Origin of the sequence: Oerskovia turbata, assembly GCF_000718325.1 — a bacterium.
Lineage (GTDB): Bacteria > Actinomycetota > Actinomycetes > Actinomycetales > Cellulomonadaceae > Oerskovia > Oerskovia turbata.
Window position 1 is genome coordinate 46,265 of record NZ_JOFV01000016.1, and the last position, 15,757, is coordinate 62,021.

Genomic DNA, 15,757 nt, shown 5'->3' on the forward strand with positions numbered 1-15,757 from the left:
GTGAACGCTGGCGTGGCAGGCGATCTGCCGCTCAGTGCCACTGCCACGTCTCGATGACCTGAGCGATGAGCTCGTCGCCGTTGTCGTAGGGGGTGACGATCGCTATCACGAAGAACTGGACCGTCTCCGTGCCCGGTGTGAACGGCGCGGGCGCGAACGCAGAGACGAACGCCTTCGTCTGCGTCGCGCTACTGCTCCCTTCGACCCGGGTGATGTTCGCCGGGACACCGTCGAGGGTGGCCGCTTCGTGCAAGCTGATGACCTTTCCGTTCTGGGCGAAGTACGAATCCGCGACCGCGTCGACGGCTCCGTCGACGTCCGTCCCGACCATCCAGGAGTCGGACGTCGAGACGCGCACCGGTTCGACGCTCACCTGTCCGTAGATCGCACCGACGCCCGTCGGCACCACCGTGCCTTCCCTGACCTCGCCCCAGAGCTCGAGGGCGCCCGCGCACAGGCGCTCCTCGTCGACCGAGATGTTGTTCACAAAGGTCTGCGGACCCTCGTAGGACCAGCACGGTGTGTCGATCAGCTGACCCGAGACGATCGAGATCTCCTCGGCCGCGGAGGGTGCGAGCGGCGCCGGGGTCCCCTCGCTCCGGGACGTGGCGGCACGGCCAGACCCGTCGCTGGTCGCGTTGTCGAATGCCACGGCGCAGCCGCTCAGCACCGCGAGGATGCCGGCGGCGGCAAGGCCGGCGATCCCGTGACCGACAGCCCGACGACGCATCGGGTGCTGGCCGGCGCGGGGGCGTGCCGTGTCGGGATTGGGCTGCGAGCAGGGCAAGTCGTGCAAGAGGATCCTCCTGGCCTTGGGCTTCTGGCCCCGAATGCTAGGCCTTGCAACGACCACGGCACGGAGTTTTCCACAGGCTCGTTCGCGCCCTGCGAGAGGGGGGCGGTGCCGTACGCGGCACCCTGGTGTCGAGAGTCTCGCTCCGATGAGTTCTCCCCCGCCTCCCGGTCTACCCCATGACCCTGCCACCGACCCACCGGAGCGCATCATGGGATCGATCGAGATCGAGCTGTTCACGACCCTGGACCTCGTCGGGCAGGCGCCCGGCGGTCCCGAGGAGGACACGGCGAACGGGTTCCCGTTCGGCGGCTGGCAGGCTCCTCTGCTGGACGACGTCGCCGGGGAGCAGGTCGCCGCCGCCTACGAGGGCACCGACGCCCTCCTGCTCGGCCGCCGCACCTACGACATCTTCGCCGCCTACTGGCCTCACCAGGAGGGCGGCCAGGACGACGACTTCGCCGCCCTCTTCAACCGCATCCCCAAGTACGTCGCCTCGCGGGGCACACCTGATCTCTCGTGGGCCGGGTCGACACAGCTCGGCCCCGACCTCCCGAGCGCAGTCCGCGAGGTTCGCGACCGGCACGAGCACGTCAAGGTCGTCGGCAGCCTGGGCCTGGTGCAGACGCTCCTGCGCGAGAAGCTCTTCGACCGCCTCGACCTGTGGGTGCACCCCATCGTCCTCGGTGTCGGGAAGTCGGTGTTCGACGGCGGCGCCGTGCCCACCAACCTCACCCTCCTCGAACCGCCCGTCGCCAGCCCTGCGGGCACCGTGCTGCTGCGTTACGGTCTAGCCGACGGCACGCCCTCGACGGGCGACATGGCGGCCGCAGACCGCGGCGTCGACCGGCAGGCCGAGAACACCTGAGACGGGACCACACATGGCGATCCAGCGACTCGACAACGTCGGCATCGTCGTCGACGACCTCGACGCGGCAGTGGCGTTCTTCGTCGAGCTCGGGATGGAGCTCGACGGCAGGGCACCGATCGAGGGTGCCTGGGCGGGGGACGTCGTCGGGCTCGACGGGATGCGGTCGGAGATCGCGATGATGCGCGTGCCCGACGGTCCTGGCCGGCTCGAGCTCAGCACGTACCACTCCCCTGCGGCCGTGGACGTCGGCCTGGGCAGTGCACCGTCGAACACCCTGGGCCTGCACCGCGTGATGTTCGCGGTCGACGACATCGACGACACGGTCGAACGCCTGCGTGGGCACGGGGCCGCACTCGTCGGAGAGATCGTGCGGTACGAGGACGCCTACCGGCTCTGCTACCTCCGCGGACCGGAAGGGATCATCGTCGCACTGGCCGAGCAGCTCGGGTGACCGCAGAGCCTTCACTCGTCGCCCTCGCTGTCCGACGACGTCACCCTCGGCGCGCGGTTCCGTCACCCTCGGCATCGGGGTACGTCACCCTCGGCGGCGCAGCTGGGGACACCCCGGAGCTCTGCCTCACGGCCCCGCGGGGGTGCCCCCTCGCGCGAGACGCCTCACACCGTCTGCGGCGCCACCACGAGTCCGTGCGAGCGCTCCAGCCGGTCGACCAGGAGCGTGCCCGCCGCCACGAGCGGCAGCAGCACGAGGTTCCCGATCAGCATGGTGCGCAGGAACGGCAGGCCGGCGACGTAGCTCGCCACGAGCCCGTCGACGCCTGCCGGGTACCAGACCCCGCGCCCCTGGAACCAGACACCGAAGTTGGTCCAGAGGAAGAACCACAGCGACCCGCCCACGCCCAGCCCGGCCGCAGCTCCGATACGCCCCCACCCGGACGTGCCCCGGGTGAGCAGCGCCGCGAGCCCGATCACGAGCCACGCGCTCCACGTGAACAGCGCGATCGACGTGTTGCCCAGCAGCAGGTCGGACACGACGGCGACGAGCAACGGGGCCAGGAACGCCAGGCGGTGCCGCACGAGCACCGCGGCCGCGAACGCCGCGGACGTCACGAGCTCGAGGTTCGGCGGGGCACCGATCTCCTCGCGCACGAGGCGGAACACCACGGCGAGCGCCACGACCGCGACCGCGATCGCGGGGCGCCACCATCGCGTCAGGAGGTGAACTTCTCGAGCTTCCACGTGATCTCGTCTCCCGTCTCGGTCACGAACGACCCGGCACCGACCGGAGCCATCTCGCCGTTGACGTACAGCGCCCAGAACTCACCGGCCGGGTCCGCGGCGACGCCGCCGATGCCCGTCACGAAAGCCATGTCGCCCTCGCCCTGGACGGTCGCGCTCGGGTCGGCCGCGAGCAGCAGCTCGAGCGCCGTCTTCCCGGTGACGCCCTCGTACGAGAGCTCGGAGTCGTCAGCAGCGTCGTCAGCGCCGTCGGTCGAGTCGTCGGAGGCGCCGGACGCGTCGTCGTCGGCAGCGACCGTCGATGACGCCGAGGTGTCGTCCGCCGGCGCGTCGTCGGCCGCACCGCAACCGGCCAGGAGGCCGACGGCGAGCAGGAGCGACGTGAGGGCGGTCAGCGAGCGTGCCGGTGTGGCACGGAGAGTCTGGGGGTTCACGCCGCAGAGTCTACGAACCGGCAGCCCGAAGCGACGCAGCCGCCCACCAGCCGGGACGTCACGCGTCGATCCGCGCGCGGTCCAGGCCCGCAGCCCCCGCGATGATGAAGTCCTTGCGCGGCGCGACGTCCGAGCCCATGAGGAGCTCGAACACGCGCTCGGCGGCCTCGGCGTGCTCGGCGGTGACGCGGCGCAGCGTGCGGTGGCGAGGGTCCATGGTGGTCTCCGCGAGCTGATCGGCGTCCATCTCCCCGAGGCCCTTGTAACGCTGGATGTCCTCCTTGTAGCGCTTGCCCGACTTGTCGAGCTTCTTGAGCGTCGCTGCGAGCTCGGCCTCGGAGTACGTGTAGATGTACTCGTTCTTGCGTGAGCCAGCGCCGATGACCTCGACGCGGTGCAGCGGTGGCACGGCCGCGTAGACCCGGCCCGCGTCCACGAGGGGGCGCATGTAGCGGAAGAAGAGCGTGAGCAGGAGCGTGCGGATGTGCGCGCCGTCGACGTCGGCGTCCGTCATGAGCACGACCTTGCCGTAGCGCGCACCCTCGAGGTCGAAGGACCGGCCCGAGCCCGCGCCGATGACCTGGATGATCGCGGCGCACTCGGCGTTGCGGAGCATGTCCGTGACCGAGGCCTTCTGGACGTTGAGGATCTTCCCGCGGATGGGCAGGAGGGCCTGGAAGTCGGAGCTGCGCGCGAGCTTCGCGGTGCCGAGCGCCGAGTCGCCCTCGACGATGAAGAGCTCGCTGCGCTCGACGTCGTCGCTGCGGCAGTCCGCGAGCTTGGACGGCAGCGACGAGGTCTCGAGCGCGTTCTTGCGCCGCGAGATCTCCTTCTGCTTGCGCGCGGTGATGCGGGCGCGCATCTCGGCGACGACCTTGTCGAGCAGCAGGGAGGCCTGCGTCTTCTCGTCGCGCTTGGTCGAGGTCAGCATGGCGCCGAGCTGCTGCTCGATGACGCGGGCCACGATCGCGCGCACGGGAGCCGTGCCGAGGACCTCCTTGGTCTGGCCCTCGAACTGCGGCTCGGCCAGGCGCACCGTCAGCACTGCCGTGAGGCCCGCGAGCACGTCGTCCTTCTCGATGCGCTCCGACGCGTCCTTGGTGGACACCTTGAGGCGGCGGGCGTTGGTCTCGACGCCCTTGCGCAGGATCTTGAGCAGCCCCGCCTCGAAGCCCGCGAGGTGCGAGCCGCCCTTGGGCGTGGCGATGATGTTGACGAAGGTCCGCAGCTCGGTGTCGTAGCCCGTGCCCCAGCGCAGCGCCACGTCGACCTCGCAGTCGCGCGTGACCTCCTGCGACGTCAGGTGCCCGCGGTCGTCGAGGACCGGCACGGTCTCCTTGAACGTGCCCGAGCCCGTCAGGTGCCAGGTCGCGGTGACAGCCGGGTCGGGGGCGAGGAACTCGACGAAGTCGACCGTGCCGCCCGAGTGCTGGAAGCTCTCCTCGACCGGCCCGTCCGCGCCGGGCGTGCCGGGCAGGCCGCGCTCGTCGCGCAGCGTGATCTTGAGCCCTGGCACGAGGAACGTCGTCTGGCGGGCCCGCGTCACGAGCTCGTCGTACGAGAACACCGCGGTCTTGGGGAAGACCTGGCGGTCGGCCCAGTAGCGCACGCGTGTCCCGGTCTTTCCACGGGGCGCCTTGCCGACCACGGCCAGCTCGGAGCGCTCGACGAACGGCGTGAACGCCGCGTCGGGGTCCGGCCCGCCCTTCGGGTCGGCGAAGATGCCGGGCTCGCCCCGGTGGAACGTCATGCGGTAGGTCTTGGAGCCGCGGTCCACCTCGACGTCCAGGCGCGAGGACAGGGCGTTGACGACCGACGCACCCACCCCGTGCAGGCCGCCCGAGGCCGTGTACGAGCCGCCGCCGAACTTGCCGCCCGCGTGCAGCTTGGTGAAGACGACCTCGACGCCGCTGAGCCCCGTCTTGGGCTCGATGTCCACGGGGATGCCGCGCCCGTTGTCCTTGACGGTCACCGAGGTGTCGGCGTGCAGCACGACCTCGATCGCGTCGCAGTTGCCCGCGAGGGCCTCGTCGACCGAGTTGTCGATGATCTCCCACAGGCAGTGCATGAGTCCGCGCGAGTCGGTCGACCCGATGTACATGCCGGGTCGCTTGCGGACGGCCTCCAGCCCTTCGAGGACGGAGAGGTGCCGCGCGGTGTAGCTGGACTCAGAAGTGGTCGTCACGAAGGGAAAGCCTAGACGCTGCCACCCACAGGATCGGTCAGCCTGGCCGCACCGGACAGGACCTCCACACGATCCCGACGTCTCCCCGGAACCACGCGGCTACGCGGGTAGCGAACCCGGGCCGTTTCGGTACGAGGAACGTGCCCCGAGGTGATTACATGGTCACGTGACTGCTACGACGACTCCATCGCTGACCGTGGCCGACCGTTGCGACCGCTGCGGCGCTCAGGCCTACGTGCGCGTGACCATGCCCAGTGGGGAGCTGCTCTTCTGCGCCCACCACGCCCGCGCGCACGCCGCTGCGTTCGCCGACATCGCGACGCACGTCCAGGACGAAACCGACCGCCTGCTCGCCGAGCACGGCGCCCGCTGACACGACCGGCGCGCACTCGTAGCGCGCCACCCTCCTGAACCCCGACCGGTGACCCCACCGGCCGGGGTTCTTTCGTCCCCGGCCCCGCCACACGGCGAGACGCCCATCGAACCGGAGCGCCGCCGTCGGGCCCGCGAGGCCTGCCCGACGGCGCCGCACTCCCCCCGCACCCGGCGCACCGGCGCCGAGCCCCCCCGGGCGACGACGCAAGAGGCCCGCACCCCGGACGGGGTGCGGGCCTCTCGGCACTGCTGTGGCGACCGGTCAGTCCAGGTAGTCGCGCAGGACCTGCGAGCGGCTCGGGTGACGCAGCTTCGACATGGTCTTGGACTCGATCTGACGGATGCGCTCACGCGTCACCCCGTAGACCTTGCCGATCTCGTCGAGCGTCTTGGGCTGCCCGTCGCTCAGGCCGAAGCGCATCGAGACCACACCGGCCTCACGCTCGGAGAGCGTGTCGAGGACCTGGTGCAGCTGCTCCTGGAGCAGCGTGAAGCTCACCGCGTCGGCCGGGACGACGGCCTCGGAGTCCTCGATGAGGTCACCGAACTCGCTGTCACCGTCCTCGCCGAGCGGCGTGTGCAGCGAGATGGGCTCGCGGCCGTACTTCTGGACCTCGACGACCTTCTCGGGCGTCATGTCGAGCTCCTTGGCGAGCTCCTCCGGGGTGGGCTCGCGGCCCAGGTCCTGGAGCATCTGGCGCTGCACGCGGGCCAGCTTGTTGATGACCTCGACCATGTGCACCGGGATGCGGATGGTGCGGGCCTGGTCGGCCATGGCGCGCGTGATGGCCTGACGGATCCACCACGTCGCGTACGTCGAGAACTTGTAGCCCTTGGTGTAGTCGAACTTCTCGACCGCACGGATCAGACCGAGGTTGCCCTCCTGGATCAGGTCCAGGAACAGCATGCCGCGGCCCGTGTAGCGCTTGGCGAGCGAGACGACCAGACGCAGGTTGGCCTCGAGCAGGTGGTTCTTCGCCCTGCGCCCGTCCGAGGAGATCCACTCGAGCTCGCGGCGCAGCTTGGGCTCGAACGTGTCGCCCGAGCTCAAGCGCTCCTCGGCGAACAGGCCGGCCTCGATGCGCTTGGCGAGCTCGACCTCCTGCTCGGCGTTCAGCAGCGCGACCTTGCCGATCTGCTTGAGGTAGTCCTTGACCGGGTCCGCGGTGGCGCCCGCGGTCACGACCTGCTGGGCCGGGGCGTCGTCGTCGTCGGCGTCGGAGTACACGAAGCCGCGCGACTCGTCGGGCTCCTCGCCCGGCTTGGCCGCGGGGGCCGCAGCCTCGGTCTCCTCGTCGGCCTCGACCAGGTCCTCGACCACGACCTCGTCGGTGTCCTCGTCGTCCTTGGCACCACGCTTCTTGCGCGTGGCGGCGGCCTTGGGCGCAGCGGTCTTGGCGGTCGCAGCACGCTTGCGCGTCGCGGGAGCCTTGGCGGCAGGTGCGGCGTCCTCGGCGGACGCCGGCTCGGGAGCGTCGGGCGTCTCGGCCGCCGCGGAGGTGCGCGTCGTCGTGACAGCGCTCGCCCGCGGGGTCGTCGCCTTCTTGGTCGCGGGCTTCACGGCTCGCGACGTCGTCGTGGAACGCGACGAGGTGGCCGCGGCGACCTTCGTCGCGACGGGGATCTCGACCTCGACACCGGCACCGGCCAGCGCGCGGAGCACGGCCTTCAGTCGCTTGGGGTCGCCGATCGTCGCGCTCTCGCAGGCGTTGCGGAAGCTCTCGGCGTCGACCCGACCGTTCTCGCTCCCCGAGCGCAGGAGCTCCTGCAGGGCGGGGTGTTCGAACTCGTGCGGGAGAGCGGGGTTCTGTGAAGAGGGCGCCACAAACCGACCTTTCGGCAATCACTGGAGGGGCGTGCCCGGGAGATCGGAGGACTCTCGGATCATGAGCGGACACCTATATTGTACCGGCCGATCCGTCAACGGTCGCCGGGGAAGAAGTTCCGACACGGGTGAGTCGCCGCCGACGGGCCTGCGCACGTCCACTCCGCTGGATGTCGTCCCCTGGTCAACGCCTCGTCCGCCCCGAAGATTCCCTCCCACCAGGATCACGTCACACCGTCGGCGCGCCCCGGGCTCCGCAGCGTCGCCGACCGCTCGCCTCAGGACCGGTCGGGCTTGACCGCCAGGACGGGGCAGGGCGCGTCGAGCAGGATGCGCTGCGCGTTGGAGCCGAGGATGAGCTTGCCGACGGGGCTGCGTCGCCGCAGGCCGATCACGATGAGCTCGGCCTGGTTCGTCTCTGCCGTGCCGACGAGATCCTCGGCGACCTCGCCCGTGCCCTCGACGACCCGGTGCTCGAGCCCCGCGGCGGCGAGAGGGGCGATGATCCGGGCGATGTCCTCGCTGCGTTCGCCGACCTGCTCAGGCGTCGCGTGCCCGCCCTTGTCGCTCACGACCACCAGGAGCTCGCTGCGACGGGCGAGGGACTCGTCGACCGCGGTCGCGAGCGCCTCGCGCCCCTCGGGGGTGGACAGGTAACCGACAACGACTGTCATGGGATTCCTCCGTCATGCCTGGGCATGCCTGCTGGCGCGCGTGGAGCGGGTGGCGCTCGGGCCGCGATCCGGGACCACCCCGGCACGTGCGACGGTACCGGAAGGGCCCCTGTTCCTCACGTCGCCTGCCACGGGCGTCCCTGCTGCCGAGCCCATCCCGGAGCGAGCCCCGCGTCGAGCGCCCTCTCGACGAGGAGCGCCAGGCGGTAGGACGGGTCCGCGTCGAGTGCTGCCGCGAGCCGGTCGGATGCGAGCACGCCGTCACCGTCCCACCACGCGAGCAGCGCCAGGAGCGTCAGTGCGGGCGCCTGCGCCCCGCGCCGCCCGGCCCCTGCGACGGCCTCGAGGACCTCGCGGGCGCACCGTGCCCGCAGGGGGTCCGGGGGCAGGCCCGCGACGGGGTCGACGACGGCCGCGAGCGCCACCGCGGTCCCTGTCTCGACCTGCTCTCCTGCGACGTCCGCGGCGGCGAGCGTGGCGAGCTCGTCGTTGCCGGCGACGAACGAGAGCAGCACCGCGTCCCGCACGGGGACGCTCTCGAGCGCGACCTCGAGTCGCCCCAGGACGGTGGCCGGTACAGCGGCAGGGAGCGCCTCACGGGCGCCGTGCTCGAGGCCGCGGTGCGCCCGCTCGACCAGCCCGGTCGCAGCGCGCCACGCGGCGAGCCCGTCCTGTCGCCACGCTGCGAGCCCCTCGTGGTCGTGCGTGGCGATCGCGGCGTCCCGCCGGGCCCGCCAACGGTTCGCGGCCCGCGACGCCTTGCGGCGGAGCACGGTGTCGAGCACGGGGATCGACGTGGCGTGGGATCGGCTCGGTGCGACGGTGGCACCGGCGAGGACCATGTGCGCGCCGACCTCGGTCGCCTCGAGGTCGGCGAGCGGGCGTCCGCCGGGAGGGCAGCAGGTCTCGTCCTGGCAGTCGGCGCCGTGGTAGCCGGTCGCCGAGACGACCCAGACCTCGGGCTCGCCGAGGTACTCCTCGGCGGCATCGGTCCAGTGCTCGACGGCGGCTCGCTCGCGGGCGGCCGTCGCCCCGCCGGCGCGCAGGTCGACGTCGGCGTAGAGCACGAGGACCGCGCGGGCGGCACCGTCCGAGCAGAGGTGCGACACGAGCGTGCGGGCCACCTGGGGTCCGTGCTCGAGGTCGGCCAGGTCGTCGAGGTCCACCCTCGCGACGAGCCCGACCCGCCCGCGGGACGTGCGCAGGCTGACCAGGACGCCGCTGTCCTGCGGGCGGTAGCCGAGGCGGAAGGGGATGTAGGCGAGGAGCTCTCGTGGCCCGCGGGCCCGGATCGTCGTTGTCATGCGGTCATCTCAGCGCTGTCGCAGCGCGCGCGGGTCGGGACGACGGGCCTGTGGACGGCCGGATGGACTGTGGTCGGGCTCCGTGCCGCGCACTGACTACGGTGTGGGGGTGCGTCGCTCTTCGCCTTCCTTCGAGACACCGTCCGGTCGCCGCCGTCCGGTACCGGTCCTCGTCGCCTCGGCCTGCCTCCTCGCGGGTGTGCTCGCGGGCTGCACGGACCCTGTCGACGGGGCAGGACCTGGCCCCGGGGCCGAGGCGCCGTCGTCGGACAGGTTGGACCTCCCCGTCGACGGGGCGTCCGCCCCCGAGGCGTCCCTGCCGACGTTCGACGACTCCTCGGTCGCCGGGTCCCTCGTCGTGGGCTTCCCGGTCGACGTCGTCCCCGTCCCGCCGGACGCGGACGTCCTGGCGAGCTCTGCGACCGACGTCGAGGGGGTGCCCTTGCGTCAGGTGACGCTCAACCTCTCCTCCCCCGCGACCGTCCAGGAGGTTCTCGACTTCTACACCGCGTCGATGACGGCCGCAGGGTTCGCCGCCCTGCCCGGGAGCGTCCCCGGAGGTCTCAGCGGCCAGGTGGCGTTCAACCGGGCGACGCCCGACGGGGCGACCGAGACGCTGTCCGTCGGGGTCCTCGACACGACCGACGCCCGCCTGGTCACGGTCAGTGGCCAGGTCATCCCGCCTGCGTGACCTAGGCTGCCCTCATGCCTGCCGACGCCTCTGCGCCCGCTCCGTCCCTGCCGGTCGACCGTGAGAACCTCCGCTCCGACGTCGACGCCAGGCTCAGCACCTTCCTCGAGGACCAACGCGTCCGTCTCGCCGCCATCAGCGAGGACGCAGCGCCGCTGTCCGAGGCGACCGCTGCACTCCTCACGGGAGGCAAGCGCCTGCGTGCCGCGTTCTGCTACTGGTCCTGGCGCGCCCACGGCGGTCGCGTCGACGACGGTCGGCGGGAAGCGGCCGTGCGCACCGGCGCGGCGCTCGAGCTGTTCCAGGCCGCGGCGCTCTTCCACGACGACGTCATGGACAACTCGGACATGCGGCGCGGCCGCCCGGCGGCGCACCGGGCGTTCGCCGGCCGCCACCGCGCATCCGGCTGGTCGGGCAGCGCCGCTCAGTACGGGTCGTCGAGCGCGATCCTGCTCGGCGACCTGTGCCTCATCGCGAGCCAGGCCGAGATCCGGGCGGGGCTCACGGGCCTTCCTGAGGACGTCGCGCTGCGCACCCGCGCGCTGTTCGACGACATGCAGACCGAGGTGACCGTCGGCCAGTACCTCGACGTGCTGGCCCAGGCCGTCCCGTGGGGCACGGACCTCGACGCCGACGAGGCCAGGGCACGTGCCGTGATCCGTTCGAAGTCCGCCCGGTACAGCGTCGAGCACCCCCTTGCGCTCGGTGCGGCGCTCGCCGGGGCCCCCACGGAAGCGCTCGATGCGGTCTCCTCGTACGGGCTGCCGCTCGGTGAGGCGTTCCAGCTCCGGGACGACGTGCTGGGGGTCTACGGCGACCCGTCCGTCACGGGCAAGCCTGCGGGTGACGACCTGCGCGAGGGCAAGCGCACGGTCCTCGTCTCACGGGCGCTGCGCACCGCGACCCCGTCGCAGAGCGCGTTCCTCCTGGAGTCCCTCGGGAACCCCGACCTGGACCAGGACACGGTCGAGTCCTTGCGAGGCCTGCTGGTCGAGACGGGGGCTGTGGCCGCGGTCGAGCAGCTCATCTCGCACCTCACGGACGAGGCCTTCGCCGCGCTCGACGCGGCCGCCTTGGCGTCACCCGGCACCGAGATGGTCGCGGAGCTCGCGCGCGCCGCGGTCCAGCGCTCGGCCTGACGGGCGCGGCGACCGTGCGGTGGCCGCGCCCGTCAGTGCGCCGACGGCGTCAGAGCAGCGCCTGCGCCACGCGCCGCACCTCTGCCTTGCGGCCAGCGCGCAGGGCAGCCATGGGCGTGGTCCCGAGCGCCTCGTCGGGCGAGAAGAGCCACTCGAGGATCTCCACGTCCGAGAAGCCGAAGTCGGTGAGCAGGGCGATCGTGCCCTGGAGCGACATGAGGACCACCTGGCGGCCCTCGTCGGGGTTCTCGGGGGCGGGCTTGGCGTTGGCCGGGTTGGCGAGGTGCGCCGGGACCACGAACGCCGCGGGGACCTGGAACGAAGAGCGCTCGCCGCGCTTGACGCCGACCACGCGCCTGTCCTGCGCGATCTTGCGGGCCTGGGTCATGTCGGTGCCGAGCACCTCGGCGAGGTCGGGAAGGGTCAGCCACTCGGTCACGAGCTGCTCGAGGTCAGTCACGTCAGTCACGGGTCAAGCGTACGTGGCGCGCGGACTCACGCCCGCCGGGTCCCGTCACGATCCGTCCGCACGACCCGCACGCGGCCCGGGCACTACCTCACCGTCTCCACGCTCCGGGACGCCTAGACTTCCGACGTGGCAACTGTGACGTCTGATCCGTTCGTTGGCCGCCTGGTCGACGGGCGGTACCACGTCGTGTCCAGGATCGCCCGGGGCGGCATGGCGACCGTGTACCTCGCGGTGGACCGGCGCCTCGACCGCGAGGTCGCGCTCAAGGTCATGCACCCGCACCTCGCGGAGGGCACCGACGGCGGCGAGTTCGTCGCGCGCTTCCGGCGCGAGGCGCGCGCCGCGGCGCGGCTGGCCCACCCCGGCGTGGTCGCCGTGTTCGACCAGGGGGTCGACGGCGAGACCAGCTACCTGACCATGGAGTACGTGCCGGGCACGAACCTCCGCCACGTCCTGCAGGACGAGGGCTCGCTGAGCGTGGGGCGGACGCTCGACCTGCTCGAGGAGATCCTGGACGCGCTCGCCGCGGCCCACCACAAGGGCCTGGTCCATCGTGACGTCAAGCCGGAGAACGTCCTCCTCGACGAGTCGGGGCGGGTCAAGGTCGCCGACTTCGGTCTCGCCCGTGCGGTCAGCGAGGGCGCGTCGACCGCGACGAGCACCATCCTCGGCACCGTGGCGTACCTCGGGCCCGAGCTCATCACGTCCGGACGGTGCGACGCGCGCACGGACGTGTACTCCGTGGGGGTGCTTGCGTACGAGATGCTCACGGGGCACCACCCCTTCACGGGCGAGACTCCCCTGCAGGTCGCCTTCCAGCACGTCAACTCCGACATCCCGGCGCCGTCCGACGTCGAGCACTGGATCCCCACCGAGGTCGATGTCCTCGTGTGCGCGCTGGCGGCCCGGTCGCCCGAGGACCGGCCGGTCGACGCGTCGGCGGCCCTCGCACTGGTCCGCCAGACCCGGCAGGCTCTCGACCCCGCCGCACTCGAGGAGCGATCGTCGCGCGCGACGGGTGCCGCCGCGACGTCAGGTGCCGAGCCCTCGCCCAGCGCGGGCTCGCCCGGCTCACCCGACACAGCCGCCTCGCCCGGCTCACCCGACACTGCCGTGCTCGGCGTCGCGACCGCCGCCCTCGCGGGAGCGCTCGCCCGGCCGGGTGACACGCCGTCGGGCGCTGCGGCGACGCCCGCCACGGCACGGACGACCGGCCCGGACTCGACGCCCACGACCGCCCTTCCGGGCCTGTGGGCGACGCGCGACGAGAGCGCCCCCCGGCCCACCGGTGACGCCGGCACGCAGCACACCCTGGCGCTCGACCGCACCACGGTCGCGGCGCACGCAGGCACGCCCGACCTCCCCTCCGAGCACGGCCCGGAGGTCGAGGTGCTCCGCCGTGCGGGCCGTCGTCGTCGCGCCTGGTGGTGGAGCCTCGCGATCGTCGTGCTGCTCGCCGGTGCGCTCACCGGTGCCTCCTGGTGGTTCCTCAGCGGCCCGGGCGCCTACACGATCGTTCCCGGGGGTCTCGTCGGCGCCCCGCAGGCCGGGGCGGAGCAGACCCTCGCCGCGGTCGACCTGCGCAGCGACGTGACCGAGGCCTACGACGACACCTTCACCGCAGGGACGGTCATCTCGACCGACCCCGGCGCGGGCGAGAAGGTCCGCAAGGACGGCGAGGTGCACCTCCTGGTCTCGCTCGGCGTCAAGATGATCGAGATCCCCGCCGGGCTGGTGGGCAAGCCTGCCGAGGAGGCCACGGAGGCGCTGAAGGACGCAGGCTTCACCGTCGGGGACCCCGTCGAGGCCTACAGCGACACCGTCCCGGCCGGGACCGTGGTCAGCGTCTCCGAGCCGGAGGGCACCTCGGTGCCCCACTCGACGGTCCCCGTGCTGACGGTCTCGCAGGGCCCGGCCCCGGTGACGATCCCCCAGGTCGTGGGCCTCGGGAAGGACGCCGCGCTCACGGCCCTCTCCGACCTGGGACTGGACTCGAGCTCGACCGACGACTACTCCGAGACGGTCGCCGCCGGCCTCGTCATCAGCCAGACCCCGGAGAACGGCACCGAGGGGCACCGGGGCGACAAGGTCGCGCTCGTCGTCTCGCTCGGCCCACCGCTCGTCGAGATCCCGAACACCTACGGCCGCAACGTCACCGATGCCGAGAAGATGCTCAAGGACGCCGGGTTCGTGGTCGAGGTCCGGCACCCGCAGGGGATCAGCCCGCTCAACATCGTCTACGCGCAGGACCCTGCGGGGGGCGCGGGCAAGACCGCTCCCAAGGGCTCGACGATCGTCATCAACGTCTTCTGACGTCCCTCGCGAGGTAGAGGGTCGGCGTCGAGGTAGAGGCCCAGGGCCCTCTACCTCGACGGGTTCCCTCTACCTCGCGCACGGTGCCCGACGGCGGCACACCTGCGGGTGCGCCGCCGTCGGGCTGCGGCTCAGCGGGCCTGGAGCATCTCCGCGACCTGGAACGCCATCTCGAGCGACTGCTGGTGGTTCAGGCGGGGGTCCACGAGGGTCTCGTAGCGCAGGGCCAGGCCAGCGTCGTCGATCTCCTCGCTGCCGCCCAGCACCTCGGTCACGTCGTCACCGGTGAGCTCGACGTGCAGGCCGCCGGGCACCGTGCCGAGCGCGCGGTGGACCTCGAAGAAGCCCCGGACCTCGTCCAGGACGTCCTCGAGCCGGCGCGTCTTGTAGCCGCTGTCGGACGTGATGGTGTTGCCGTGCATGGGGTCCGTGACCCAGGTGACGGGTGCACCGGACTCCCGCACCGCCTCCACGAGCGCGGGCAGCGCGTCACGGATCTTCCCCGCGCCCATGCGCGTGATGAACGTCAGGCGGCCCGGGATCGCGTCCGGGTTGAGCTTGTCGATGAGGCGCAGCGCGTCGTCGGGAGCCGTGGTCGGGCCGAGCTTGACCCCGATCGGGTTCGCCACGCGCGACAGGAAGTCGACGTGCGCGCCGTCGAGCTGGCGCGTGCGCTCCCCGATCCACAGGAAGTGGCCCGAGGTGTCGTAGGCGGCGCCCGAGCGCGAGTCGATACGCGTGAGCGAACGCTCGTAGTCGAGGATGAGCGCCTCGTGGCTCACGAAGAACTCCACGGTGCGCAGCGCGTCGAAGTCGACCCCGCACGCCTTCATGAAGCGGATCGCGCGGTCGATCTCCGCGGCCGTGCTCTCGTAGCGTGCGTAGGCCGGGTTCCGCATGAAGCCGCGGTTCCACTCGTGCACCTGACGCAGGTCGGCGAACCCGCCGCCCGTGAACGCGCGCACCACGTTGAGGGTGGCCGACGAGATCCGGTACGCCTGCATCAGGCGCTCGGGGTCCGGGACCCGGTCCTCGGGCGTGAACGCGTGCCCGTTGACCATGTCGCCCCGGTACGCGGGCAGCGTGACACCCTCGCGCGTCTCGTCGTTCGAGCTGCGCGGCTTGGCGTACTGCCCCGCGAGCCGACCCATCTTCACGACGGGCATGCTCGCACCGTGCGTGAGGATCACGGCCATCTGCAGGATGGTGCGCACCTTGTTGCGGATGCGCAGGGCGTTCGCGTCCGCGAAGGTCTCGGCGCAGTCGCCGCCCTGCAGGAGGAAGGCCTCGCCCCGGCCCGCGGCGGCGAGCCGCGAGCGCAGGGTGTCGGCCTCGGTGGGGACCACGAGCGGCGCGGAGGCCGCGAGCCGCGCGGACACGTCCGCGAGGGCCGCGGCGTCGGGCCACGTGGGTTGCTGCTGCGCGACGAGGGAACGGAACGCGTCCAGTCCCTGGCTGATCTCCGCGCCGGTCGTGGTCGCCATCAG

The 15,757-nt window shown here is 72.0% G+C and carries 15 protein-coding genes; 6 read left to right on the plus strand and 9 right to left on the minus strand.

The window, feature by feature from the left end; all coding sequences use genetic code 11:
• Nucleotides 1-31 precede the first annotated feature (31 nt).
• Complete coding sequence (locus tag IE95_RS0115510) at nt 32-652, minus strand: hypothetical protein (protein ID WP_129429614.1); 621 nt, start codon at nt 650-652, stop codon at nt 32-34.
• A 352-nt stretch (nt 653-1,004) separates the two neighbouring features.
• Here IE95_RS0115510 and IE95_RS0115515 point away from each other — a divergent pair, with 352 nt between their 5' ends.
• Both IE95_RS0115515 and IE95_RS0115520 read left to right on the plus strand, forming a co-directional pair.
• The gene (locus IE95_RS0115515) at nt 1,005-1,661 is read left to right on the plus strand and encodes a dihydrofolate reductase family protein (protein WP_030152529.1); all 657 of its coding nucleotides are present in this window, start codon (nt 1,005-1,007) and stop codon (nt 1,659-1,661) included.
• A gap of 13 nt (nt 1,662-1,674) precedes the next feature.
• A complete protein-coding gene (locus IE95_RS0115520) occupies nt 1,675-2,115 on the plus strand; it encodes a VOC family protein (RefSeq protein ID WP_030152530.1) in 441 nt (146 codons plus the stop codon).
• Between the two features lie 164 nt (nt 2,116-2,279).
• Here the strand turns inward: IE95_RS0115520 and IE95_RS0115525 are convergent, their stop codons facing one another.
• The 3 genes from IE95_RS0115525 to IE95_RS0115535 are packed head-to-tail and all read right to left on the minus strand — an operon-like array spanning nt 2,280 to nt 5,480.
• Complete coding sequence (locus IE95_RS0115525) at nt 2,280-2,861, minus strand: DUF6580 family putative transport protein (RefSeq protein ID WP_036572262.1); 582 nt, start codon at nt 2,859-2,861, stop codon at nt 2,280-2,282.
• The gene (locus IE95_RS0115530) at nt 2,834-3,295 is read right to left on the minus strand and encodes a DUF4430 domain-containing protein (protein ID WP_030152532.1); all 462 of its coding nucleotides are present in this window, start codon (nt 3,293-3,295) and stop codon (nt 2,834-2,836) included. The genes IE95_RS0115525 and IE95_RS0115530 overlap by 28 nt, the downstream gene beginning before the upstream one ends.
• Before the next feature lie 58 nt (nt 3,296-3,353).
• A complete protein-coding gene (locus IE95_RS0115535; protein ID WP_030152533.1) occupies nt 3,354-5,480 on the minus strand; it encodes a DNA gyrase/topoisomerase IV subunit B in 2,127 nt (708 codons plus the stop codon).
• Between the two features lie 166 nt (nt 5,481-5,646).
• Between IE95_RS0115535 and IE95_RS0115540 the strand changes: the two genes are divergently transcribed.
• Complete coding sequence (locus IE95_RS0115540; protein ID WP_030152534.1) at nt 5,647-5,853, plus strand: DUF7455 domain-containing protein; 207 nt, start codon at nt 5,647-5,649, stop codon at nt 5,851-5,853.
• 264 nt (nt 5,854-6,117) lie between these two features.
• Here the strand turns inward: IE95_RS0115540 and IE95_RS0115545 are convergent, their stop codons facing one another.
• The 3 genes from IE95_RS0115545 to IE95_RS0115555 form a co-directional block, all read right to left on the minus strand.
• Nucleotides 6,118-7,680, minus strand: coding sequence for an RNA polymerase sigma factor (locus IE95_RS0115545; RefSeq protein WP_030152535.1), 1,563 nt, complete (start codon nt 7,678-7,680; stop codon nt 6,118-6,120).
• Nucleotides 7,681-7,958: 278 nt separating this feature from the next.
• Complete coding sequence (locus IE95_RS0115550) at nt 7,959-8,354, minus strand: universal stress protein (protein ID WP_030152536.1); 396 nt, start codon at nt 8,352-8,354, stop codon at nt 7,959-7,961.
• Nucleotides 8,355-8,470: 116 nt separating this feature from the next.
• Nucleotides 8,471-9,658 carry a DUF4192 domain-containing protein gene (locus IE95_RS0115555; RefSeq protein ID WP_030152537.1) on the minus strand — a complete coding sequence of 396 codons (1,188 nt, stop codon included), beginning with the start codon at nt 9,656-9,658 and terminating at the stop codon, nt 8,471-8,473.
• 109 nt (nt 9,659-9,767) lie between these two features.
• Here IE95_RS0115555 and IE95_RS0115560 point away from each other — a divergent pair, with 109 nt between their 5' ends.
• Nucleotides 9,768-10,349 carry a hypothetical protein gene (locus IE95_RS0115560; RefSeq protein ID WP_129429613.1) on the plus strand — a complete coding sequence of 194 codons (582 nt, stop codon included), beginning with the start codon at nt 9,768-9,770 and terminating at the stop codon, nt 10,347-10,349.
• A 14-nt stretch (nt 10,350-10,363) separates the two neighbouring features.
• The gene (locus IE95_RS0115565; protein WP_030152539.1) at nt 10,364-11,488 is read left to right on the plus strand and encodes a polyprenyl synthetase family protein; all 1,125 of its coding nucleotides are present in this window, start codon (nt 10,364-10,366) and stop codon (nt 11,486-11,488) included.
• A 49-nt stretch (nt 11,489-11,537) separates the two neighbouring features.
• Here the strand turns inward: IE95_RS0115565 and IE95_RS0115570 are convergent, their stop codons facing one another.
• Nucleotides 11,538-11,957, minus strand: a complete 420-nt coding sequence (locus IE95_RS0115570) for an Rv2175c family DNA-binding protein (RefSeq protein ID WP_030152540.1) — start codon at nt 11,955-11,957, stop codon at nt 11,538-11,540.
• 126 nt (nt 11,958-12,083) lie between these two features.
• On the opposite strand from IE95_RS0115570, the gene IE95_RS0115575 reads away from it, so the two are divergent.
• A complete protein-coding gene (locus tag IE95_RS0115575; RefSeq protein WP_030152541.1) occupies nt 12,084-14,270 on the plus strand; it encodes a Stk1 family PASTA domain-containing Ser/Thr kinase in 2,187 nt (728 codons plus the stop codon).
• A gap of 131 nt (nt 14,271-14,401) precedes the next feature.
• Here IE95_RS0115575 and IE95_RS0115580 read toward each other — a convergent pair whose 3' ends face one another.
• Complete coding sequence (locus IE95_RS0115580) at nt 14,402-15,754, minus strand: class II 3-deoxy-7-phosphoheptulonate synthase (RefSeq protein ID WP_030152542.1); 1,353 nt, start codon at nt 15,752-15,754, stop codon at nt 14,402-14,404.
• Nucleotides 15,755-15,757: the final 3 nt, after the last annotated feature.

Coding starts and splice junctions, on each gene's coding strand:
- IE95_RS0115515 (WP_030152529.1), top strand. CDS start 1,005: ATGGGATCGATCGAGATCGAGCTGTTCACGACCCTGGACCTCGTCGGG.
- IE95_RS0115520 (WP_030152530.1), top strand. CDS start 1,675: ATGGCGATCCAGCGACTCGACAACGTCGGCATCGTCGTCGACGACCTC.
- IE95_RS0115550 (WP_030152536.1), bottom strand. CDS start 8,354: ATGACAGTCGTTGTCGGTTACCTGTCCACCCCCGAGGGGCGCGAGGCG.
- IE95_RS0115555 (WP_030152537.1), bottom strand. CDS start 9,658: ATGACAACGACGATCCGGGCCCGCGGGCCACGAGAGCTCCTCGCCTAC.
- IE95_RS0115565 (WP_030152539.1), top strand. CDS start 10,364: ATGCCTGCCGACGCCTCTGCGCCCGCTCCGTCCCTGCCGGTCGACCGT.
- IE95_RS0115580 (WP_030152542.1), bottom strand. CDS start 15,754: ATGGCGACCACGACCGGCGCGGAGATCAGCCAGGGACTGGACGCGTTC.